The organism is Paenibacillus nicotianae (genome assembly GCF_042681745.1).
Lineage (GTDB): Bacteria > Bacillota > Bacilli > Paenibacillales > Paenibacillaceae > Saccharibacillus > Saccharibacillus nicotianae.
In genome coordinates, this window is sequence record NZ_JBHUGF010000010.1 from 2,928,232 (window position 1) to 2,951,211 (window position 22,980).

Sequence of the window (22,980 nt, forward strand, 5' to 3'; positions counted from 1 at the left end):
CTCCTTTGGATATAAACTGATTTTTATCATTTGTTCAGTTTATAGCGTTCATTCAGTGATTTTCAGCTTTATTACCATATATGGATCATGCTTTAGTGTAATTACAATGTAGTACTATACGATGTATCTATGCTAGTTTTTAGCAAATTTCCCCACGACCGTATACTGTTCGATTTCTTCTGCTCCTGTCACGTAAAAAGCTCCACTTCTTACCCACGCATGTGCAGCTACTTTGCCTGCCTGATTGCGACGCATCCCCAGATATAATGTACTTGGCACTTTCCGCCGGGCTAACATTTTCATAGCCGCCATTCCCATCACCATACATTCCGTTTCCCAAAATACATGCCCGCTTACACGATGCAATGCTCTTGAGACCTGTACCCCTTGCCATTTCTGATCTCTGTTTAGATCGTATGAAGTCTCTGCCATATAAGAACCTAGTGTAGGAGATACTTTGGCAAAAGGTAACATTTTCAAAAAGCGAGCCCATGCTAAGTATACAAGCGCTTCTAGCATCAATTTGCGCATAGGCATCGGGGTACTACGGAATTTGGCGATCTTAGTCCACACGAAGTCCATCCTGTTCAGCAGCCACTTCAATTAGACCTTCTTTAAACATTTGTCCGGCAAATTCACTAACTTGTTCCAGACAAACTTCATACGATACATCATATTCAGCCACTAAAGTGTTTACGATATTTTGTACAGATACCGGAGAAGAACTAAGCTCCCAGATTCGTCCACCGACCATACCCAAATTATAGTATTTGCCAGATTCTACGTTCATCATTACGGTTTCACCATTCATATCACTAGCAATATATTGTTTATTTTGTTCAATAACCTGATCGGGTCCGATTAAGCTTTTATTCATTCACATTCTCTCCTTTAATCTTGTTTTCAGTTGAAATGTTTTGTGGAATAGATCGTATCCCCTTGCATTTCTTCTTGTTGCACTTTTCTCATAATCTGATTCATTAATTCTGGCGCTGTAAAACCAGATGTTGGACGTAAAATTTGTAAAGCAAATGACTCTCCTGCCAAAGCGGCAGCGCTTGAGAAATGCCACTGTTTGAGCCCAAGTCTAGGAATTAAAGCACCGCGATACGTGTGTAGCATCATGGCATGCAGTCTTTCCAGACGGTTCATTTCACGCATCACTACATATTCACTATCCATTTTGACAAGTTCAAATACACCTGCTAAAGGAACCGTCTGATTGCGAAATTGCTTGGTAACAGGAATCGCAAATTTACTTACTTCATCATGAAGAGGCTTGAACTGCTCTTCTGTCATTCCAAAAAGGTCTAAACTTTCTTTCCATAACTTTTGCTGTGGATACGCAGGATGAACAACAGGCTCTCCATCTTTATAACTTACAGCGATCACATCATCACTCAGTAATTCAAATCCAGATTGTACAAAAGTAGATGCAAGTGTAGATTTACCTGCACCTGATTCTCCCACAAACGCATATGCTTTATTATTAATTACGACTGCACTTCCATGTAAAGGCAAAATTCCACGTTGTAGCAACAATACGCCCATGCAAGTTCCCAACACATATAGACGAATTTTGTCTATATTAGCATCGTGCAACGGATGAATCATGATCCGTTTGCCTTCTTGAATACAAAACAAAGCAGTATTTGGAATTTCAAACACAAATCCAATAGATTGCATCGTAAAATTATTTTCACGTGTATTAACAACAGATCTCCATTCAGACAAATCTTGAATTTCGATTTTCACATCAGCTTCTTCAATATCTTGACGCTGCAACAGTTCAGGCAACAATATTTCACTCTCAAAGCGTAATCCAAACGCTTGATAAATCGTCTTATGCATGGTTTTATTTGCGGTAAAAATGGTCATTACCTCCCATAGAGCCTATGACTCTGCTTTCTCCGAATATCAGCTTTTATTAAAACAGAAAGTCCCTATACTAACTCGTATAAGGACTTTCTGAACAACTGCGTGCTTTTCTATCCCTGTGTAGCTTGCAGTACTCAGCTAGGGTTGTATAGATCAGCGTCTTGCTCAGATACCCAGTCAATTTGCTTGTAACCAATACCTGCCATTGTTTCGTTAACATCCAAAACTTCTAGCGTTGGAGCTTGCCATTGCAATTTTTGTTCTTTCATCATAATAACCTCCTTTTGATAGTTGATTAATGAATTGTTATATTAAATGCTCAGCTAGGATTATATAGATCGGCATCATGGTCAGATACCCAGTCAATTTGTCTCCAGCCTTTACCTGCCATTGTTTCATTGACATCTAAAACTTCTAGCGTTGGAGCTTGCCATTGCATTTTTTCTTGGTTCATTATTATTACCTCCTTTTGATAGTTAATTCATTTAAAAAATGCCTCAGCTAGGATTGTACAAATCGGCGTCATGCTCAGATACCCAGTCAATTTGTCTCCAGCCTTTACCTGCCATTGTTTCGTTGACATCTAAAACTTCCAATGTTGGAGCCTGCCATTGCATTTTTTCTTTGTTCATGTTTTCACCTCCTCAGTAAAGTAGTATTCGTTACTATGCTAAGTTGCGGATGAATCGCCCTACAATCAAGCTTCTCATCAACAAACGGGTAGCCGGATGGGCTGCTGCGTCGGCATGAGGATGTTCGCCTACTTTTTCTAAAGCTTTCATAATCGTAGTAGTATTCATCCAATGTGCTACCGCAGGATCTTTACACAAATCTCGAAGTTCATCGGTAAAGGAAGACCATTTCGGTTGCATCCGTTGTACCCAATCTGCTGGTTGCATTCCTCTGACTTTTTGATTCAATCGTACTTGATCAGGCAAATCACCTGCGGTCGCACGTCTAATCAAAGCTCGATCCATTCCATCTTGCACATATTGTCCTACCGGAATCGAAAGACAGAATCGGACTACTCGTGCATCACTGGTAGGGTCGCGTTCCCAGACACCATAATGCTCTGAGATTTTGGAGGTCATCGCTCCATTTTTGTTAGCAATCGCTAGATTTTTGAATTTTTCCAAGCGAATATCAAATGCATTCTGAACTTCACGACCGACTAACCATTCTTCTTGCTGTTGTACACGTTCGGTCATCCCTGTCTGACGCGCCATATCGGCATTGATCCAGACTAACGGGTTAGGACGATCTTTCGATGCTGCTGCCTGATTCCATTTCGGAAACGCTTTGCTATGAATAATCGGTAATAACCGGGAACGACCTACGCCTGTTTTGTGACCATACAATTTCAGTTCACGATACAACTTGGTCCATTGGAACTTTTTGAGAAGCACTGCATAATAATCTAATGCAGGTCCCCATGAAATCGTAAAATTACCTCTGGCTCCTGTTAGTAAAACACCTGCACCTTGTTGTTGAGCCTGTTCAAATATCCCTCTGATCCAAAACGAATTTTCAAAGTACTTGTAAGGCATCTCCAAAAAATCCAACCAGGAATCCACTTCTGTAAACGGATTACGATCTGCAAAATCAAGATAATTGCCTTGCACATTTCCGATATATTTTAACGTTTGCTCGATATATGGACGCTCATCCGGTACGAGGGTTGCGGAAGTCCAATCATCGAAGCCAGCAATCGGTACATAACTATAGGTCTGCAATGACTTGCCCTGCTCTGCCAAAATTTTGGATGCGTAACTAACTACAGCACCGGAATCCAGCCCACCACTTAACGTTGATGCTACTCCTAGCCGGGTACGAACTTTCGATTTTACAGCTTGCGTAAAAACATCACGAAAAGCTTCTTCGTATTCTCCGTTAGAACGAAGGCGAAGCGGTTCTTCCGGCAATAAAGTACCATATTGGAATATATGACTATGCTGCTCTGTGAGGATAATAGCGTGTGCAGGAGGCAACTGTAGAATATCTTCATATACGGTACCTTTAATATCCAAAGATTCTGTCATACCAGCCATAGTCAGAAATTCGGCCATCCAGGGAGTACTCATTTTTTTCTGAATATCACCTGTCTGAAATAAAGGCTCCATCAATGTCGAAAATGCAAATTGAGAAGAGGTGTGGTAATAATAAAGGGTTCGATTGCCTGACCAGTCTCGTGCACCATAAAGCTGATGCTTTTTCGAATCCCAGATCATAAAAGCAAAATCACCAATCAAATATTTAGGAGTGTATTCTCCCCATTTTTGATACGCTTTTAAAATCAATAATACATCTGATAATTGACTACCTTCAGCGCGACTAATGCCGAGCGCTTCAAAAAGTTCTTCTCGATTATCAATAATCGCATCTGCTGTAATCACAAGACCACTTATAGGATCATGATAGGGCACAACTTGATTGACTGATTCCTCTGTAATCCAACGATCATGACAACCTACAAATATATCTTCATCTTGCCATATAGCAGAAGCATCTGAAGGGTAATGTCGTATTTTCTGCATTAATCGTTGACCTTGAAGAGCTAATGCATCTGAACTTTGACGTTGAAAATTCCAAATCCCTACGATCGTACTCATTTTTCGACGCCTTTACGCACAAGATAAGCATTAAATACGCGTCCAAGTGAACGATTAAACGGAATGAGTGACTTGATTTTATTCATTTTTTGCTTCATATCTTTGACTTCTTTGCGTAGACGTTCACTTTCTTGATGGAGACGATCACGTTCGATGTAATGTTGCTCCATTCGTTTTTCCAAAGATCGTAACGTCATTCGCATACGCAGCAATTCATCTGCTTCGGCTTTTTCTTTTGATTCTTGAGACAGCGCACTTGCAACTTCTGGCGAAGTTTCAGGTAGAACAGCCGATTGCATCTTATACTCCGGTTCCCAGCGACAGCCGGTAGCCTCGGTGAACTGCTTCGTTTTGGCTTCAATCCACTTCATGTCTGGCTCCTCCTCAAACACGACGCCTGTAAGACGCTGTGCTTCTTCAAGCTCTGCTCCATACCCTAGCTCACGAAATAGTCTCGCTCCCAGTATACGGCAGTAAGCTTCGATTTCCCGATAGTCTAGCATGGTACGCCAGTTACCGATAGACTTCATATGTGGTGTACGGTGTTCACTGAGATATGGATCACCTACACCCATGCTATAGAACAGTTCCGACTTGGCAGAATCCATGTAATCTCCATACTTTTCGATTCCTTCTTCGTACGAAATATCTAGAAAATTACACACTTTCTGCATCTGTTCTTCTGGATGTGCAGCCATTTGTTCATACTTCAACCAGAAAGCATTTTTGTTTTTTTGCGCAAAATATTGGTGATAACGGAATAATCCGACAGTGATATCAACCATCTTCATATTCAACGACGGGTCATTCAACTGATCTGCTAAATTGAAATTCGGTGCAGATCGCTGATTTACTTTTTTATAAGAAGCCGCTACATCCAATGGATTCCGAAATAATCCGATCCGCTTGGATTGCGGGAATAAACGATCCAAAAATTCAAGAAGATAATAGTAGCGTGGTGATTTGTCTACAACCATATCTGCTTCACTGGTAGATAGTAATCCATTATAGACATTCATTCCAAAGCTACGACATGCCTCATCATATACACTTTCAGGTAGAACACCATCAAAGAATTGATTTAGAATAGCTGTTCCACCGTATGCACGCTTCTCTGGCTTCTTCAAATCGTACAGACTCATAAGAAACCACATTTCTTGTGCCGCATAAATGCGTGTGTGATTTTGTAGCATCACTGTTGCGAGCGAGCTCCCACTACGTGGCACACAGAGAAGAAAGATGAGTTTGTTACCATTTCTTTCAATCATCCGGGTTCCCCTGCCTTCCAAACCTCTTTCATACATGTACCCAAAAGTTATTCGTTTTGAATAACACTAATCAGCTAAGTACATTATATATTTAAAAAACAGAATTTACATGATAAATTTTCCATTTATGAAAAAAAGTTTAGATAATTAGCTAATATGAAATAGTGTTGGTACGATAACGTTTTGCCTGATTCTTAATTTACATTTTTTGTATTATAACTGTATAAAAATCTTAAAACCCTGTTATGACGCGAAAAAATCTGTATTCGCAATTTGATCACGAATACAGATTTTTTCTTTTTTTTATAAAATTAAATTGGTAAAAAAATTCAAAAATAATATATTACATTTTGGTTACAAAACCTATTTTTCTGTTACCATTTAGTATATTTATCCCATTTAAGGAACACAAGTTCCTATTTCTAAATCATTTTAATTTTATTTTTCTTTATTTATTTTCTGCAATATGCGACTAAAAGCTACAACACTCTCAACACGTGTAAGCTTTTCCTTTGGTTTAAATTGTTGTGAAGCATTTCCTTTTAATATTCCTGTAGCACTTACATGTTGAATCGCAGTACGTGACCATGAAGAAGCTTGCTTCAAATCGCTAAAAGAATCGGTAGATTTGGAAGTTATGATCGCTTGATCGGGATCGATAAATGATAACACACGTTCCAAAGTAACTGCTAATTCTTCGCGTGTTACTGTGGCTTGTGGACGGAATGTACCGTTAGCATCTCCTAGCATCAATCCTGCTTCTACCGCTGTACGTACTGAATTGTAATACCATGCTGTAGTACTAACGTCATCAAATGAAGAAGAGGAGTCTGATGATGAACGTTCCGCCAAGCCCAATGTTCTGGTTAATAAAGTAGCCAGTTCTGCACGCGTAATCTTGCGAGCAGGTTCAAATTGATTTTTACCTGTTCCTGTTACAATCATCCGATCGGCAAATTGCTGAATATCCTTTTGTCCCCAGTGACCGGATATGTCTGTGAATAACGGTTCATTTCGATCTACTACCAGATACGTACTATTACTACGGCTAAAGATTGTAACGACTCCGTTAGAAACAGTAAATGGAACTGGTGTATACGAAATATCGCCAGTAGTATCAGGCTGAGCACGAACTACCGCTATACGATCTGTTGTATTTGTATTTGGACTGATCACGGATCGCTTAACATATTGATCAAAATAAGAAATAGGACGCTTCTGGTTCTGATCATCTAATGTATACCAATCAAAATCTACAGCCGTACGCACATTATAACCTGCTTGCTGGGCTTGAGTGATCGCTTCTGTAGAACTAGCTAGATCAAGTACAATCTTCTGATTAGAAGATAAAGTCTGTTTCTGTATAACAGATACAGGCAATTCATAAGTTCCTATAGGAGTAGATAGGATCAGACGATCGATCGCTGTTTGTCCGGTGAACGATTGTTGGGCTGAAGCATCCCATTGCAGTTGATACATAGTAGCTTTAGGAACTTCAGGTACAGAAAGCTGTAAAGTGTGCGATCCTTCTGCACGACTGATCATCTCTTGCAACATCACTGGTGTTAATGTGCTGGACGCAATCACTGCATGATTGGAGTTACTATTGGATACAGTAGGCAATGTCCAGCTAGATATCGTACCATTGCTAGATACTCCTTCATATACAGGTACTGTCGGAAGTGCAGGTACAGACGAAGGATCTGTTGGAAGATTGGTTGTCGGGCTTGATCCACCGCTACTATTATTTTCGTTACCTGGCTGTGAACCCGGTCTTGTACCAGAATCGTTATCTGAATCTTTTTTGGCAAAATCGATTCGAGCCAACAATGGATCATGATCACTAACTCGCCCATCTGCTTCCATAAAATCAGAATTGATATGCACAATATCTAATTGAGCACGCTTAGCGATATTAGCAGTCATCAAAATATGATCCAATGTCTGCGAATTACCTTCATATACATAAGAGTAACGTTCATTCGCAGGCAATGTATCGATCAGATTTGTTAACTCTTGCCCTTTCAGTACATTAAGCGTATTGGAAAATTGGAAATCGTTAAAATCGCCTAACAACACAACATTAGCCTGACTATTTTGAGACAATGTCTGTTTTACAAATTGATTCAACAATGTCGCTTGCTTCGCACGTTGAATTTCACTACTACGTGCAGGTGGTTGGATACTGCCATATAAAGCCTGATCTCCACCTTTAGAGTTAAAATGATTGGCAATTACAATAACAGATTCTCCATTAAATACAAATTGAGCCGCTAACGATTTGCGTGAATTGGCAAACGCTTCTTCTCTCGGTGCAATTCTTCCGGGATTGTAGGTCAGCCCATTGGCGCTATATGTTGTTGCTGTTACCGAATCGCCTGCGCCATTGGCAGCTACAGGCAGACTCACCCGTGCTGGATTATACAAAAATCCTACACGAATATTACCGCCAGGTGCGCCACCATCTTGCTGATCTTGCGGAGCAATGCTGGTATATTGGTATGTTGGGCCACCTGCAAGCTGAATATCTTTAATTAATGCCGCAAAGCTTCGACTGGCATCTGTTGTGCCATCATTGGTCTCACCGTTATTGTCCTGTACTTCCATCAATCCCAAAATATCTGGATTGCGAAGATGATTGACGACATCGTCTGCAATACGTGTTGTTTTTTCTTTATCTTTAGGATTATCCCAGAAGTTCTCTACATTAAAAGAAGCAATCGTTAATTGTTTACTTCCAGATTGTAGAGTAGATACTTCACGTTGTAATCCATGATCGATAATAGGTGGCAATGTTCCTTCAGGTAATACTTTAAAATTGCTATAGCTGTAACTCATAATACCATTGAGTGCTCCTGCAAATTGATCACCAGTACTCACTGTTTGGGTAGGTTTGGCGCTGATCAATAATCTTTTGGCATTCCACTGATTACGATCAATAACAAGCCCGCCTGCTGGCGTGACCAGTGGAGAAGATTTCAAATCAACAGTGACCGGAATCTCATACGTATACGGCCCAATAATAGAAGCATTATTTAACTGTAGACGCATACCTTCCAGACTTTCATAAAAATCGATACTATAGCGAGTAGCATCATACGGAGCTAATCCATCACTACTAGCAATCTGATCAGGAATAGCACGACCTTGTTCACCAATAATTGTTGGAGCAGGCAAAGGTTGATTGGATGCTTGTAGACGAATCGCAGAAGCGATAATTTCAGTAGTCGTCAGATCAGCCGCATCAGCATATCCTAATTCTTGATATTCTTTTATACTGCCATCAACACTCACTTTATCGCCTACTTTTAGACCATGTGCAGAACGATAAACTAATATACCTTCAGATGTTCCTTCATCACTATCAATTCGATCATCGGCTTCTTGCATATAAAAACTTGTTTTACCTTTGACCATCGTGACGATTCCTTCAACTTGCTCTACTTCTTTCCCTTCATAAGGAGAGCGTTGAGCAGCACCTTGAATATCATGGATTCGTAACTGTAACGGCGGATTAATAACAGGAGGCGTACCTCCTTCTATATCTTTGATAGTGCGTGGAATCAATTCAAACGTATTGTTGTAGCGAGACATTACGCCTGTGATGTTAGTATACGTCTGACCGACTTCCAACCACGGATTAGAGGTATATATGATAAATGTTCCTTTGGCATCTTTGACAGTGTAATTACTGCCGCTTTTGCTCACAACAGTTACGTTAGGAACACTGATCAATTGAGCTTCATATGTATTACTGGTAACAAAATCAGTACCACTTACTATTCGAGCATCAGGTAGCTGAATCGTAGAATTGCTAATATTGACTGCACTTGCAGACGCTTCGATTTGTAAAAGCGCTTTGTAAGCTGTCAATGTACCGTGAACTTCGATTTCTTGCCCTTCGATGCCAGATAGATTTTGCCCGCGTATTACAATCCCTGCACTTCCATCTTGAATATATAGATTACTGTACCCGTTACCTGTATCTTCCCGATACGTAATCACTCCACGCGTAGAAACGGTACTGCTCAAAGATTGACTCCGTACATCGATGATCGGCATCGTTGTATACACATCTTGACTGACGGTCTGAATAGTAGAACGGCTAGTTAGCGCAGAAGAGGTCGCATTATCTAGCGAATCAGATTGATTTTTACTATATTCTTCCGCTGAAGCAATCTGCTGATTGATTGGTATACCTGACCAGAGTGAGGTGATCAATACACTTGCAGATATCCCTATACTTATTTTCTTTTTCCAATAACCCATACTTATATTCCCCATTTCATCAATAAAAGTCTATTCTTCATTTAAAGTATCATAAAATGGTAAAAATAAATTCATTTAAATGTAAATTAATAATATTTGTAATAATGATGGTGCATATTGTATGTATTTTGTTATAGATCAAAAGATATATTTGTAACCTTATGGAATATATAGTATATTTATTCAGAAACAACTGATTTCTATAGTCACCATAAAAATTTATAGGTATCTAAAATTTTCTAAGGAGGGATAGATTTGAAATCAAAATGGAATACACGCAAATGGAGTACAGCAAGTATATTCATACTACTCGGTTTATTAGTATTTGCTTTGCCCGCTTCAGCAGCATGGAACGATACATATAAAGGGTATGCCACTTACACAGGATCAGGGTACTCCGGTGGAGCTGTTTTACTTGACCCTATTCCAGCTAATGCCCAGATCACAGCCCTTAATCCAACACAGATGAATTATGGCGGTGTCAAAGCAGCACTTGCAGGCGCTTATCTAGAAGTACAAGGCCCACTTGGTAAAACAACAGTCTATGTTACTGATCTTTATCGTGAAGGAGCTAGCGGAGCTTTGGATTTATCTCCAAATGCGTTTGCAGCAATCGGGGATATAGCAAAAGGAAAAATCGATATTCAGTGGAAAGTAGTTAAAGCACCGATTACAGGTAACTTTAGCTATCGGATCAAAGAAGGAAGCAGTCAATGGTGGGCAGCGATTCAAGTTCGCAATCACAAATACCCTGTAATGAAATTTGAATATGAAAAAGCAGGTCAATGGATCAGCTTACCCAAAACAGATTATAACCATTTTGTCGGTGAACAAATGGGCAATCAACCGTTAAAAGTACGTATTACCGATATTCGTGGCAAAGTAGTTACGGATACCTTACAAGCACTACCGAGTCAGGCGACATCCAGTGCGTATATTGTAGCAGGCAAAACTCAATTCCCTGATTGATCATCTACAACAAATAAGCGCTGTAATGATATCTTGAAATAGACATCATTACAGCGCTTATCATTATGTTTAGGGTAACAATGTTCCGCGTGCACTTACATATAATGTATACCATTCATCCCGCGTCATAAGACTGGCTTGACGTTCTGCATCTGCACAAGCTTTGATCCGCGCTGGATTGGATGTACCGATAATCGGTTGAATCATCGCAGGATGATACATTAACCATCCCAGCACAATCGCTTCTGCTGTTGTTTCTTTGTCAGCGGCCATTTGTTGTACCAGTTGAGCCGTTTTTTGAATATGTTCAGGTTCATCTTTGATATCTCGTCCAGAAAATTTACCTTGTGCAAGCGGACTCCATGCTTGCAGTTGAATATTTTCTGTACGGCAATATTCCATCAATCCTTCAGCAAAATTCACTTCTGTACCTGCTTGTTGATTGACATGAACGACATGATCAACAAAATGCAGATGATTTAGACTCATTTCTAATTGATTAACAGCAAACGAATCTGGAATCGCTTGTTGCAAAAATTTGATCTGAGACGCGCTCATATTGGAGACACCGAAATAACGTACTTTGCCCGAAGATTTTAATTGGGCAAACGCTTCAGCGACTTCTTCCGGTTCTACCAATGGATCAGGACGATGCAACAATAAAACATCCAAATAATCGATTCCTAATCGCTCTAAATTACCATCTACTGAATGTAGAATATGTTCTTTGGAAAAGTTAAAGCGACCTGGTAGATCACCTTCACCTAATTGAATACCACATTTAGACTGGATAACGATTTGTTCGCGTAGATCAGGTCGAGCTTTCAATACACGTCCAAAAACCTGCTCTGCTTTTCCTCTAGTATAAATATCTGCATGATCGAACATCGTTATTCCAATCGATAATGCAGCTTCAACAGCAGCTTCTGCTTCTTTCACATGTTGCTCTGTAAAAGGTTCTGTATCCCAACCTCCACCGAATGGCATACAACCTAGTGCTAATCGGCTATTTGAAATTCCACGCTTAGCTAGTGGCATTACTTTCGTCATTGAATTACCCTCCCTATCGATGATAGCGCTTTTACCACATCTATACTCTCATACTTGTTAGGCTAAATACAATAGCTATCTCTTAGGATGAACAAGCTTATAAGCAAAAAAAGAAATGATTCTAAAAGCGAATCACTTCTTTTGATTTTAATCTATTGGATAATGATCGATTATTTATTGTTTAAAATAATTCAAATTCACTTACCGCTACAGTAGATGGGCCTGAACTACGATCAAAAATCAATTTATATGTTTTGTAAGCTTTGGTATTGTCGATTTCATAGACTTTTTTCTGACCAACTTCCCAACGATAAGAAGATTTCACATCATGCAATACTTCTTCCCATTGTTGACCATCGTTACTACCTACAAGTGTCCAGAACACAGGCGCTGTTGATTTGTTAGCCAATGTGATCGAGTATCCTTTAACAACTTGTGGACTTTCAAAACGATATTCAATAGAAGCATCCATAAAGTTATCATCATCTGATTCCCAGTAGCTATCTGATCCTGTATTATGATCAAATGCTTTCCATGCTGTATCTTCATTTACAGAAGCTGATGCTCCGCTAGAAGAAGATGTCATTGCATTGGACAATGGAACAAGATTGGTATTATCTCCAAATTCGTATAATTCCAATTCGCTAATTGCTACATGGTCACCGCCGTTATTAGAAGAAATAAATAAAGCATAAGCTGTATAAGCAGTATCATTTCCAATCGTATATGTTCTTTGCTCGCCTGATTTCCAGTTGGTCTGATTAGATTGTTCATCTACTACCAACCAGTTTTTACCGATCTTCCCTGCCAACTGCCATTTTTTTGGTGCTTCAGATGTATCGTACGTATCTGCTTGCACTGTATATTGAGTAATTACTTTTTTGGTATTAAATTGATAAATGAGTTGATTCGAGGAACTTGCCGGAGCTTTCCATGAGCTTTCTGGAGTAGAGTTATCATCAAATGCTTTCCATGCTTCATGACCTGCTTCTTCCGCACTTGCACTTGCCGTTCCATTTGCTCCTGCGTTTGAGCTCAATACGGGTACTACATCATTGCTGTAATTCAAAGCATGTGCTGTTCCACCTTGATATACAGTCCCCATCAATAATGCACCAAGTAAAACTGCACCCGTTTTTTTCAATGTAAGCAATCCCATTTGTTAATCTCCCCTTTAAAAATAATAGTATTGCATTGGGATAGCTAGATGTAGAAATAATCTATTCAGAATACTAGTAGTACACAGAACATAGGCTGTGTCACTATAGAGTACAGTCGTTGTTTAGAATCTACTTCTTTGTTCCCCCAAAAATCATCAATGGACATCTAATTAAGTTACATATTCATAGATCGTTAATAACCGTTTTTCCAAACTTTGACACATTTATCATAAAAAAAGTTTTTATAGTAAAATTTTACTAGGTATAATTAATTAATATTATGTTCATTTTTCACTAATAGTCTGCTTATCCACCCTTTCTTACCTATATAAATAAATTCATTACTAAATAGGACATAGTACTTCTAACGTCTAATAAGGTAATATGTAGTTTGTATATTACTGCCAAATAAGAACTTTTTTTACTAATTAACTTATTAAGATGTTGACGCTTTATTCTATAATCAGTTGAACTTCTTTAGCAATACTTTTTTTGGAAAAAATAGGTATTTGATTCTTTAGACTCATATAACGATACGCAAAAAGGGCATCCTACATATTGTAGAATACCCTTCTTCTTGTAACAATGTATTGATTATCTTATTTACGTTCTACAACAATATAAGAAGATTCAGAAGTTACTGTCGCTCCCAAAATCTCTGCCACCGAACGTACAGGTACATAAGTGACCCCTTTGATATTAACAACTTTGTGAGTCATTGTTTTGGTTTTTCCATCGGTTACCGCTTTGTTAGAATTCAAGGATAATGTAGTCACAGCGCCTGTAATATCATCGGTCAGTGTTATTTTTTTAGTCGCCGGATTCCAAGTGAATTTGGCATCTAACTCTTCTGCAAGTTCTTTTACAGACATCAATAATACACGATCTTTGGTGACCACATTGTAAGAAGCATAAGAAGGGTCTTTATCAATATAGATCGATTTTTCAGTGATACGTGCTACATCATGTAACAATAGATACACAGGTGAAGTTTTATCGAAGCTACGCAATAACGCACCTGGTGTAAAATCTTTTGAAGTAACATCAAGGATCCCATTTGGTGTTGTAATTGGATCTGCTACAATATTGCCGTCTATATTCCAATTTTCATTTTCTGTGTGTACATTGAACATACTGTAAGGCGTATACTCTGAATTAGGCAAAGCTACAGTTAAGTCCACAATTTGCTTACGAGCGTGCAAATCTTTATCAAAATAAAGATCTAGTGATAGACGAGTATTTGTACCAAACACCGTTTTAAATTCAGGCTCTGCTGATACTTCTTTCAAATATTCATCGTATTCAGATAAAACATCTTTCAAAAACGATTGAACATCAGCATAAGATTCATTTACAAACTCTTGTTTGGTCTGATCTAGCGTCAAATAAGACATATACTCTTTTTCATCAGCACTCATTTGAGATTCAGCATAAGTGATAAAGTCATACAACGTAGCTAACAGATCACGCCAGCCTGCTTCATCTGTAGAGATACTTGTTAAGAACGGTTTGACCAGACTGATAAATTCTTCACCTGTTAGCTCAATGTGTAAATGAGTCAGATCAACAGATTCTCCATAGACTTCTTGAGTCACCGAATCTACGGTTACATTCGATGGATTAGGCGCATGTTTGAAAAATAAGCTAGCTGATTTGGTAATCAACTCTTTGGCCTGATCTTCAATTTGGTTCATCGTTAGATTGCCAGGTAAAAAAGCCATTTGTTCTTCTGTAGTGAGTGGTATGTATAATGGCTTTTGTGCACCAGATAGAGCAATCGTAACTCCTTTCGTATCCATAAACATTTGGAACGGCAAAGTCATTCCACTGTAAGCGATACCACCTTCAAGTGAAATATTTCCATTATCTTGAAGTTTGGCATGATCGATATTCAATTGCATTCCGTTTAACACTGTTGCTAATTGACGTTCTTCAGCCGAAGCTTTTGAAGTAGGTGTTAATTGAACTGCAAGCGATTGCTTGGATTCGATCGATTTGACTTTTAGATCATTAACCATTGCACTGTTAATGTCTAGATTACCTACAGCCTGACAACCTGACAAAATAACAAGAAGCAGAACCAGTGGCAACATAACCCATTTTCTATTTTTCATAATGTTCCCCTTTCGATATTAGATTCCCTTTTATTATCCCAGTTAAAGTTATATTTGTAAAACCTCAATATCGTTATCAATTCATGATATTGTATACTAAGTATAAACAATAAATAGGTTTCTGGAGGATAATACAGTGATCAAAAATGAAAAAATCAAAGCGATAGAAGTACATTTAACTGGAATCGATGGAGAAGACTTGGGCATTGTGCCTACTGCTGAAGCTTTGCAAATGGCTAAAACATTAAAAGTCGATCTGGTATGTACTTCACTATATAGTAGCCCGCCTCCTTGCCAGTTGATCTCAGCAGGTGCTGCCAAACAACAGAAACAACAATCCAAAAAAAGTGATAAACCTGTTAAAATCAAAGAAATTCGCTTAACGGCTGCTATTGAAGATCATGATTATGAAACGAAAAAAAACCAAGCAGAACGTATCCTACAATCGCATAATGCGGTATTGCTAGTAGTCAAAACACAAGGTAGCAAAGAATCCGCTAAAGCCAAAACAATTATCGAAGAATTGTTACGTGATCTTCAGTCCTCAGGAAAAGCCAAAACAGGCATTCAAGTAAGTGGCAAACAATCGATGGTTCAAGTAGACCCTTTATCATAATCTAGATGTATACCAAAAAGCGTATTTCCTCTAAAAAGAAGAAATACGCTTTTATATTTTTATACTTTTATATTTTTATACTTTTATATTTTATAATAGATACTATTTATTCTTGACGACCTTTTTCTAACAGGTGATTAGACTCTGTTAGCGAAGAAGAATGATGAGCACGATGATAGATATGACTGCTCCAATAAGCAAGCACTCGTTGAAGATCAGTATTGATGACAGGCTTGCTGATAAAATCGTGCATACCTGCGGTCAAACAACGTTCTCGATCTTCTTTTCTAGCAAAAGCAGTCACACCAATAATAATCGGCATCTCTTCATTCACGTAATGTTGATGAATATGTTGAGTCGCTTCAATTCCGTTGATAATCGGCATCTGTACATCCATAAAAATAAGATCATATCGATGTTCTGTCGCTTGTTGTATAGCCTGTTGTCCATCGGTAACCAGATCAGGATCATATCCATATTTGTGTAACATCGCTAACAATACTTTTTGATTAGCAACATAATCTTCAGCAACCAGAATACGCATAGGATAATAATCTTGAACAACCACTACAGGTTCTATTCTCTGGATAGGATGAGTCCTATTTTCGATTTCTGAAGACATGCCCGGTAGATCATTCAATTCGGCAGACACTTCTAATTTCAAAACAAAATAAAATTGAGCACCGCTATTCTCATCGCTAGTGACATCAATACTTCCACCCATTAATTCGACTACCTTTTTACAAATCGATAATCCCAGTCCAGTACCACCATATTTGCGATTTAATACAGGATGTAATTGGGAAAAAGGTTGAAATAACTGGGATTGTTGATGAACAGGAATACCAATCCCTGTGTCTTTGACCAAAAATTCCAGCCATATATCTTCACCAGTAGCCGATTGTCCTTCTTCCCGTTCTAACGGACGAACCTGTACAGTAACAGAACCGGCATCTGTAAATTTAATAGCATTTCCTACCAGATTCACAAGCACTTGACGGATACGCCCCGCATCGCCTACAAACCATTGCGGAATAGATTCCTCTATTTTGAAAATGAAGTCTAATTGCTTTTCCTGCGCTTTAAAAGCAAACAGTTCTTTCACATTATCCAAAATGGCTCGCAGGTTAAACGGCTCTGCATTCAGTGTCATTTTCCCCGCTTCTACCTTACTAAAATCAAGAATTTCATTTAGCAAATGAAGTAATGTTTCGCTACTATTACATACGATATCCAGATATCCTTGTTGCTGTTCATCCAATTCAGTATCAGCAAGCAACCCGCTCATTCCAATAATCCCATTCATCGGTGTTCGCAATTCATGGCTCATCACAGACAAAAATTCAGATTTGGCTCGGTCTGCACGTTCTGCTGATTCTTTTGCTCGAATAATCTCTTTTTCTCCGGTAATATCTCGAAATACAATCACCGCTCCGCGTTGTTCTCCATGATCAACAACAGGCGTTACCTGATAAGCGGCAATAAAGCTAGAACCATCTTTTTTCCAAAATACGGTCTCTTCTTCTTGATTGGGCTTGCCTTGGCGGATAGCTTGAATAATCGAAGAATTCTCGCCAAGTATATCATCATCTTGAACGCCCCAATTGCGTATTTGGTTAGAACGAGCAAATTCTAACACATCTTCTTCAATATCCAGACCTAACATCATCGCACCGGCATGATTAATAAACACACCTTTGCCTTCACTATCGATACTAAAAATACCTTCAGAAACTGCATTTAAAATCAATGAGTGCTCATTACTGAGACGCTCCACCTGATGAATATATTGCTTTAATTCTGTGATTTCTGTAACAATTCCATACAATCCAATGACTTCACCATTTGCTACAATCGGTACATTGGTAATATTCGCTGGAAATAATGAACCGTCTTGACGATATACATTGAGTTCATACGTCTGCGGGATTCCCTGCTTGGCTAGCTTGCCATGATGAATAATTCGATCCATCTGATTTTCTTCAAATAAAGACAAGATCGACTGATTAATCAAATCATAACGTGAATATCCTGTAATCTCTTCCAGACTACTATTTACAGAGATAAAATTCCCTTTCAAATCAACAGCACATACGCCAGAAGGGTTATTTTCAAATAAAGAGCGATATCGATGTTCATTATCTTGTAGCACCATTTCTAAATGCTTGCGTTCGGTAATATCTCTTGATACGGCGGTATAACTATACGCATTGGTTTCCTGATTGTACATATAACGGCTTGTTGTTTCTAACCAGACATAATGCCCTTTCTGATGACGACAACGAAAAACAACAGTTTCTTTCACATTTTTGTGTTCACGTACGCCTTTTAGAAAGTGACTAAATAGCGGTAAATCTTCTTTATGAATATGGCTGTATCCGGGGCTTCCGATCAATTGTGCTGCTTCATATCCCAGAATAAGCTGACAGGCAGGAGAGACATACAAAAATGTAGAATATTCATCATCCGCATGTCGGGAAATCATATCTAAAGAATGTTCTGTAATCATACGGTAGTTCTGTTCGCTTTCGCGCAACTGTTCACTGATCAGATAATGTTCTGTAATATCTTGAGCAAGACCTATTAACTGCAAAGATTTTTTGGTTTCTTTGTCTACAATCGCTTCCCAGTATCCATGAATCACTTTCTGTACATTTCCCGGTAATATAATCCGGTATCTTGCTTCTTCACTTGTTTTCTCATGGATCGCTTTTTCAATACAACGTTTTACTTGCTCTACATCATCAGGATGAACTACAGCCAGATATGAATCTAGATTGTGCTCGACCAATAGCATACTTTTTTCATACATACGCCGGATATCTTTGGAGAAGTAAATCGTGTTTTGTTGCAAATCCCAATTCCACGCACCTAACAAAGCCATACGATGCGCATGAGCAATAATATCTTCTTCTGATTTTTGCTTGGTAACATCCTGAGCAATAGCCAGTACCTTCTCTACTTTACCTAGATCATCACGCATGAGCTGTGTGAAAATCTCTAACCATATATAATGACCTTCTTTATGTTTGACACGTCGAATAAACGTTTTATCATCGGCATACATACTGCCCGGTTGATACATCTCTTGAGCATCTTCTTCATGATAATATTCCATTCGCATTTTAGATAACATTTCAGAAGGCTCATATCCCAAAATCTTTTTGACTGACGGAGAGACATACTGGATAGTCCCATCAGGCCCACTCACAGAAATAATATTTGAAGAATTACGTACAATCATCGAATGTAAATCTTCTGCTCCTCGATCTTTAACTACAGTGATATACATTATTACGTATTGTAATTCGGATGTATCATTAGCAAAAATATAAGAAACTTGTATCGACAACCAAACAGGTACGTAATCTGCATTCATCCAGCGTCTTTCTGCTTTTTCTGGTGTACTGTTTGTTTGTTGGGGTAGCCATTCTTCCAGTACATTCCATGTCGTCAATACATTTCGTAGTTCAAATTCTTCGTACTTTAATATTTTGCACAATGCAGGATTGGCTTGTATGCATGTCCCTTGAGCAGAAAATATAGCAATACCCTCGGGAATATTTGCATACATATGTGCCAGTATCGATTCTTCTGGGAGAGAAGCATTAACCACAAACCCATCCTCCTTTAATCGTCTATAGATTCATACTGCTCTAAATTCGCATATTTCACGAAAATTGCAGTCTTTGCATTTACGTTGTGAAGGCATCGGGGTAAAAAAGGATTCCGGTTTGGGACGATTGTAGTAATCATCATCTAAACACGACTTCATCTCTTCAATATATCGACCAATACTTTGTTCCACTTTACTAATATCTTCTGTAGTGATTCGGTACTCTTTATGTTCGCCTGTTACCAGATATTCAACACGAATCTGGATTTTATCAAGCGGCATATTATATTTTTCTTGTACATAAGAAGCATATAGATACAACTGATCCGAAAAGTCATCTTCTCGTCCTGTTTTCCAATCAACAATGACCACTGTACCATCTGGTTTGCGGTACAATAAATCCATTTTCACATAGACTTTGGTGTCAAACAATATCATCGTATCCCATTTTTCTATTTCTAAAATAGTCATATCACGCCGGGTGACTTCTTTCCATGTGAGGGTATCATATAAATGCTGAATACACTCTTCTTGCCGCTGCTTAATCGTAGCAATTCGGCTATTTAGTGTATCATCACCATAGTAGATTTCAGAAAGCATGGTATGGTTTTTGGGATTGTGCATCCAAGCTTCTACATCTTGAGATTGAATATACGCTTCATTGAGTAACTTGCGCATTTGTTCTAACAAAAAGGCTTGTCTTGGAGCTGTTTGGGATTGTTCCCATTGCCGGAGAGCAGATTCACACATCCGGTGAGCCAGATCACCAAACAACAAATAAAAATTACGTAACTGCTTTAAACGGTAAGCGTGTATTTGCTCGTCTGAACCTAGCTTTTCACTCCATCCGTTATGAGCAGCATAGTAATGAAAATAATATTTGCGTAAACATTCATCGAACATATTGGCTCGAGATTGAGAATAAGACCATTGCGGGTATTTTGCCATGCTAAACAGCCTTTCTGTGACTTCAAACTATAGATTGTCGTGATAGTTTAAATTATACCAAATATACGTCAATAACGATGCAATTTGATCTATTTTATTCGTAACGATAAGAAAGTATTTCTGTATATAAAAAAATCTGTAGTACCTTTAGGCACTACAGATTTTTATCACTTGTAAAAGAGTTGTCTATTTTAAAATATCAACCAATTTGGATAACACAGCAGCCATTTCTTCTCGAGTGACTTCTTGATTAGGACGGAAAGTCTGATCTGGATAACCACTCATCAATCCCAGTTCATTTACTTTTCCAACCCCTTGCGTTGCCCAAGAAGACACTTTTTTGGCATCTTTATAAGTAACAGATGTTGTAGAAGATAAAGTAGACTCCGGTAACATTCTACCGATCATTGTTGCTAATTGTTCACGGGTAATCGAACGCGTTCCGTTAAATCCATTATTGTCTCCTACCATAATACCTTGTTCAGATACTGCTTTGACATATGGTTCCGCCCATGCTGGCATTGCATTATCTGTAGGTATAGAAGCACTAGATACGGTTGGGATATCCAAGCGTAACACTTTGGCAAGCATTACTGCCATTTCATAACGATTCACAGCTTGTTGTGGATTATAGCTACCTGCTGTATCACCTTGTACAATATTTAAACTCATTAATTTCAAAATATCTTTATTCGCCCAACTATTTATCGTATCTTGAGGTTGAGCAATATTAGAATTAGCTATCACTGAAGTCCATGCGCCCTGTGGTACAATTGCTTTCAAATTATTATTGTCGCGTGTTGTCGGTACAGCAATCCATTTATCCCAGTTGTTATCATAGTAATAGACAAGTGCATTGGTGGCCGGGCTATTCGCTTGCAAGCTTACTGTATCTGCCGTAGCTTGTACCGGTGCTACAATAACCAGCACATTTGGATTCGATGTAATCACAGGTACTTCATTTCCAGACGATGGATTCGCCGTACTTGGAATAGATGGCTTGCCATTATTAGACGAGTTATCTGGCGTAGCCTGTGGTTGCGCTCCTCCATTACCGCCTGTTGCTGTCGGTACAGGTGTTGATGGTACTGGATTTGTAGGCGCAAAGCTAACCGGTGTACTTGGTTGGTTGTTGCCTGTTTTTTTGTCTGAGTCGGATTTTTTAGAAGTCGATTTCTCTACTTCTAGCGAATATAATTTACTTGTTCCATTTGTAGACCATACTTTCACTTGCATACCTGTAGTAATCAAAGTCGCTGAATTCACAGGCGATCCATTAGAATTATATACCAGTGCATAAGCATTAGGTGTAAGTGTTAATCCACGTAAAAGTTCTCCAGCTTTAAGTTGAAATGGTAAATTGCGAATTAATTGATTTTCTAATATGCCATAGGATACAGATACGATATCGCCTTTAGCATAATTAGATATTGTAAAACTCCAATCATCACTATTATAGACAGCCTCAGATACATTACCTGCGGTATCTACAAACATACCTGACGACATATCAACATAATAAGTCGCTCCACTGTTTAATCCTTGTGTTTGTAAATAGAATCCATTGTTATCCTCATAAGAGAATACACGTTCTTCGACTTCATTATAAAAATATCCGCTTGAAGTGTGAATAACCATTTCTTTCTCACCAGTAGCTTCATTACGAATAATAATATTACCTGTAGATGGACGAACTTTTTCATTAAATTCTAGACCAATCCAAATAGGTGCGCCTATACCACTATTATAATTAGTAGAAAAGTTAGCTTCAGGAGCAGTGCGATCCGGTGTACGGAAAATCCAGTCTTTACCCGTCAATCCTGAAAAATTATGACCTGTTTTATCTTTAAATGCACCCGGTGTGATCGATACATAGTAATCGGTCTGGTCGTCTAAGTATTGAGAAGTTTGAATATTCCAGACTATTCCTCCACTATATGTCTCATAAGGAGCATCGATGCCTTTTCCACTTGTAATATTCAGTCTTTCAACTAACGTATCATCGCTATTTCGGTAAATATCAATACTTCCTCGATTGACTTCAACCGGCTCGCTAAATACTAAATTTAATTTAGGTGTTAACGTATCAATCTCTCCGGTTTGTCCATAATACTGAAGCATAGGAGCATGATCCACGGTTTGGAATGTCCATTCTTTCACATTGGGAGGAAATCCTTCAAATCCATTTCCTGCTTGATCTACAAATGTACCCGATTGGATATCCACATAATATTCTATCCCACTATTCAATCCGTACGCTTCAAAGTAAAACGTATTACCGGATTGATTCAAATACAACGATCCACTGCTGGCATTAAAATGTCCACCCGAAGCATACATCGTCAGCACAGGATTATTATCGGTTACATTCCGAATAATCACACTTCCATACTTTCCTACATGTACATCTTCATGAAAGAACAGTTTTAACTTCACCGGTTCTCCTTGTTGCTCTGGATACGTGGTGGTATAGCTTGCTTTTG

Annotated in this window: 17 protein-coding genes; 2 read left to right on the forward strand and 15 right to left on the reverse strand. The window is 38.6% G+C overall.

The features are described from left to right. Positions 1 to 132 precede the first annotated feature (132 nt). The 9 genes from ACFSGI_RS17090 to ACFSGI_RS17130 form a co-directional block, all read right to left on the reverse strand. Positions 133 to 573: a lasso peptide biosynthesis B2 protein gene (locus ACFSGI_RS17090; protein ID WP_379283747.1), complete on the reverse strand. Its 441-nt coding sequence runs from the start codon at positions 571 to 573 to the stop codon at positions 133 to 135. Then, positions 563 to 877 (reverse strand): lasso peptide biosynthesis PqqD family chaperone, encoded by a 315-nt coding sequence (locus ACFSGI_RS17095; RefSeq protein ID WP_204825393.1) that lies wholly within the window; start codon positions 875 to 877, stop codon positions 563 to 565. The genes ACFSGI_RS17090 and ACFSGI_RS17095 overlap by 11 nt, the downstream gene beginning before the upstream one ends. Positions 878 to 903: 26 nt before the next feature. After that, on the reverse strand, positions 904 to 1,851 hold the full coding sequence (locus tag ACFSGI_RS17100; protein ID WP_379283749.1) for a phosphoenolpyruvate carboxykinase (ATP): 948 nt from the start codon (positions 1,849 to 1,851) through the stop codon (positions 904 to 906). A gap of 161 nt (positions 1,852 to 2,012) precedes the next feature. Next, on the reverse strand, positions 2,013 to 2,147 hold the full coding sequence (locus ACFSGI_RS17105) for a paeninodin family lasso peptide (RefSeq protein ID WP_204825395.1): 135 nt from the start codon (positions 2,145 to 2,147) through the stop codon (positions 2,013 to 2,015). 50 nt (positions 2,148 to 2,197) lie between these two features. Beyond that, complete coding sequence (locus tag ACFSGI_RS17110; RefSeq protein WP_204825396.1) at positions 2,198 to 2,332, reverse strand: paeninodin family lasso peptide; 135 nt, start codon at positions 2,330 to 2,332, stop codon at positions 2,198 to 2,200. A 43-nt stretch (positions 2,333 to 2,375) separates the two neighbouring features. Next, positions 2,376 to 2,510: a paeninodin family lasso peptide gene (locus ACFSGI_RS17115; RefSeq protein ID WP_204825397.1), complete on the reverse strand. Its 135-nt coding sequence runs from the start codon at positions 2,508 to 2,510 to the stop codon at positions 2,376 to 2,378. Between the two features lie 33 nt (positions 2,511 to 2,543). Continuing rightward, the gene (locus ACFSGI_RS17120; protein WP_204825398.1) at positions 2,544 to 4,487 is read right to left on the reverse strand and encodes an asparagine synthase-related protein; all 1,944 of its coding nucleotides are present in this window, start codon (positions 4,485 to 4,487) and stop codon (positions 2,544 to 2,546) included. Next, positions 4,484 to 5,791 carry a sulfotransferase family protein gene (locus ACFSGI_RS17125; protein ID WP_379283753.1) on the reverse strand — a complete coding sequence of 436 codons (1,308 nt, stop codon included), beginning with the start codon at positions 5,789 to 5,791 and terminating at the stop codon, positions 4,484 to 4,486. The genes ACFSGI_RS17120 and ACFSGI_RS17125 overlap by 4 nt, the downstream gene beginning before the upstream one ends. Before the next feature lie 402 nt (positions 5,792 to 6,193). Then, complete coding sequence (locus ACFSGI_RS17130) at positions 6,194 to 10,024, reverse strand: S-layer homology domain-containing protein (RefSeq protein WP_204825400.1); 3,831 nt, start codon at positions 10,022 to 10,024, stop codon at positions 6,194 to 6,196. Between the two features lie 255 nt (positions 10,025 to 10,279). On the opposite strand from ACFSGI_RS17130, the gene exlX reads away from it, so the two are divergent. Continuing rightward, the gene (gene exlX / locus ACFSGI_RS17135; protein WP_204825401.1) at positions 10,280 to 10,993 is read left to right on the forward strand and encodes an expansin ExlX; all 714 of its coding nucleotides are present in this window, start codon (positions 10,280 to 10,282) and stop codon (positions 10,991 to 10,993) included. A 69-nt stretch (positions 10,994 to 11,062) separates the two neighbouring features. Here the strand turns inward: exlX and ACFSGI_RS17140 are convergent, their stop codons facing one another. The 3 genes from ACFSGI_RS17140 to ACFSGI_RS17150 form a co-directional block, all read right to left on the reverse strand. Further along, on the reverse strand, positions 11,063 to 12,043 hold the full coding sequence (locus ACFSGI_RS17140; protein ID WP_204825402.1) for an aldo/keto reductase: 981 nt from the start codon (positions 12,041 to 12,043) through the stop codon (positions 11,063 to 11,065). A 181-nt stretch (positions 12,044 to 12,224) separates the two neighbouring features. Continuing rightward, complete coding sequence (locus ACFSGI_RS17145) at positions 12,225 to 13,202, reverse strand: hypothetical protein (RefSeq protein WP_204825403.1); 978 nt, start codon at positions 13,200 to 13,202, stop codon at positions 12,225 to 12,227. Positions 13,203 to 13,802: 600 nt separating this feature from the next. Then, positions 13,803 to 15,317, reverse strand: coding sequence for a copper amine oxidase N-terminal domain-containing protein (locus ACFSGI_RS17150; RefSeq protein ID WP_204825404.1), 1,515 nt, complete (start codon positions 15,315 to 15,317; stop codon positions 13,803 to 13,805). Positions 15,318 to 15,453: 136 nt separating this feature from the next. Here ACFSGI_RS17150 and infC point away from each other — a divergent pair, with 136 nt between their 5' ends. Beyond that, a complete protein-coding gene (gene infC, locus ACFSGI_RS17155) occupies positions 15,454 to 15,933 on the forward strand; it encodes a translation initiation factor IF-3 (RefSeq protein ID WP_204825405.1) in 480 nt (159 codons plus the stop codon). Positions 15,934 to 16,039: 106 nt separating this feature from the next. On the opposite strand, the gene ACFSGI_RS17160 is transcribed toward infC, so the two are convergent. The 3 genes from ACFSGI_RS17160 to ACFSGI_RS17170 form a co-directional block, all read right to left on the reverse strand. After that, positions 16,040 to 19,549 carry a PAS domain S-box protein gene (locus ACFSGI_RS17160; RefSeq protein WP_204825406.1) on the reverse strand — a complete coding sequence of 1,170 codons (3,510 nt, stop codon included), beginning with the start codon at positions 19,547 to 19,549 and terminating at the stop codon, positions 16,040 to 16,042. 30 nt (positions 19,550 to 19,579) lie between these two features. After that, positions 19,580 to 20,497, reverse strand: a complete 918-nt coding sequence (locus tag ACFSGI_RS17165) for a PD-(D/E)XK nuclease family protein (RefSeq protein ID WP_204825407.1) — start codon at positions 20,495 to 20,497, stop codon at positions 19,580 to 19,582. 186 nt (positions 20,498 to 20,683) lie between these two features. Next, positions 20,684 to 22,980: S-layer homology domain-containing protein (locus ACFSGI_RS17170; protein WP_379283759.1), on the reverse strand; the 2,297-nt coding region annotated here is incomplete at its 5' end.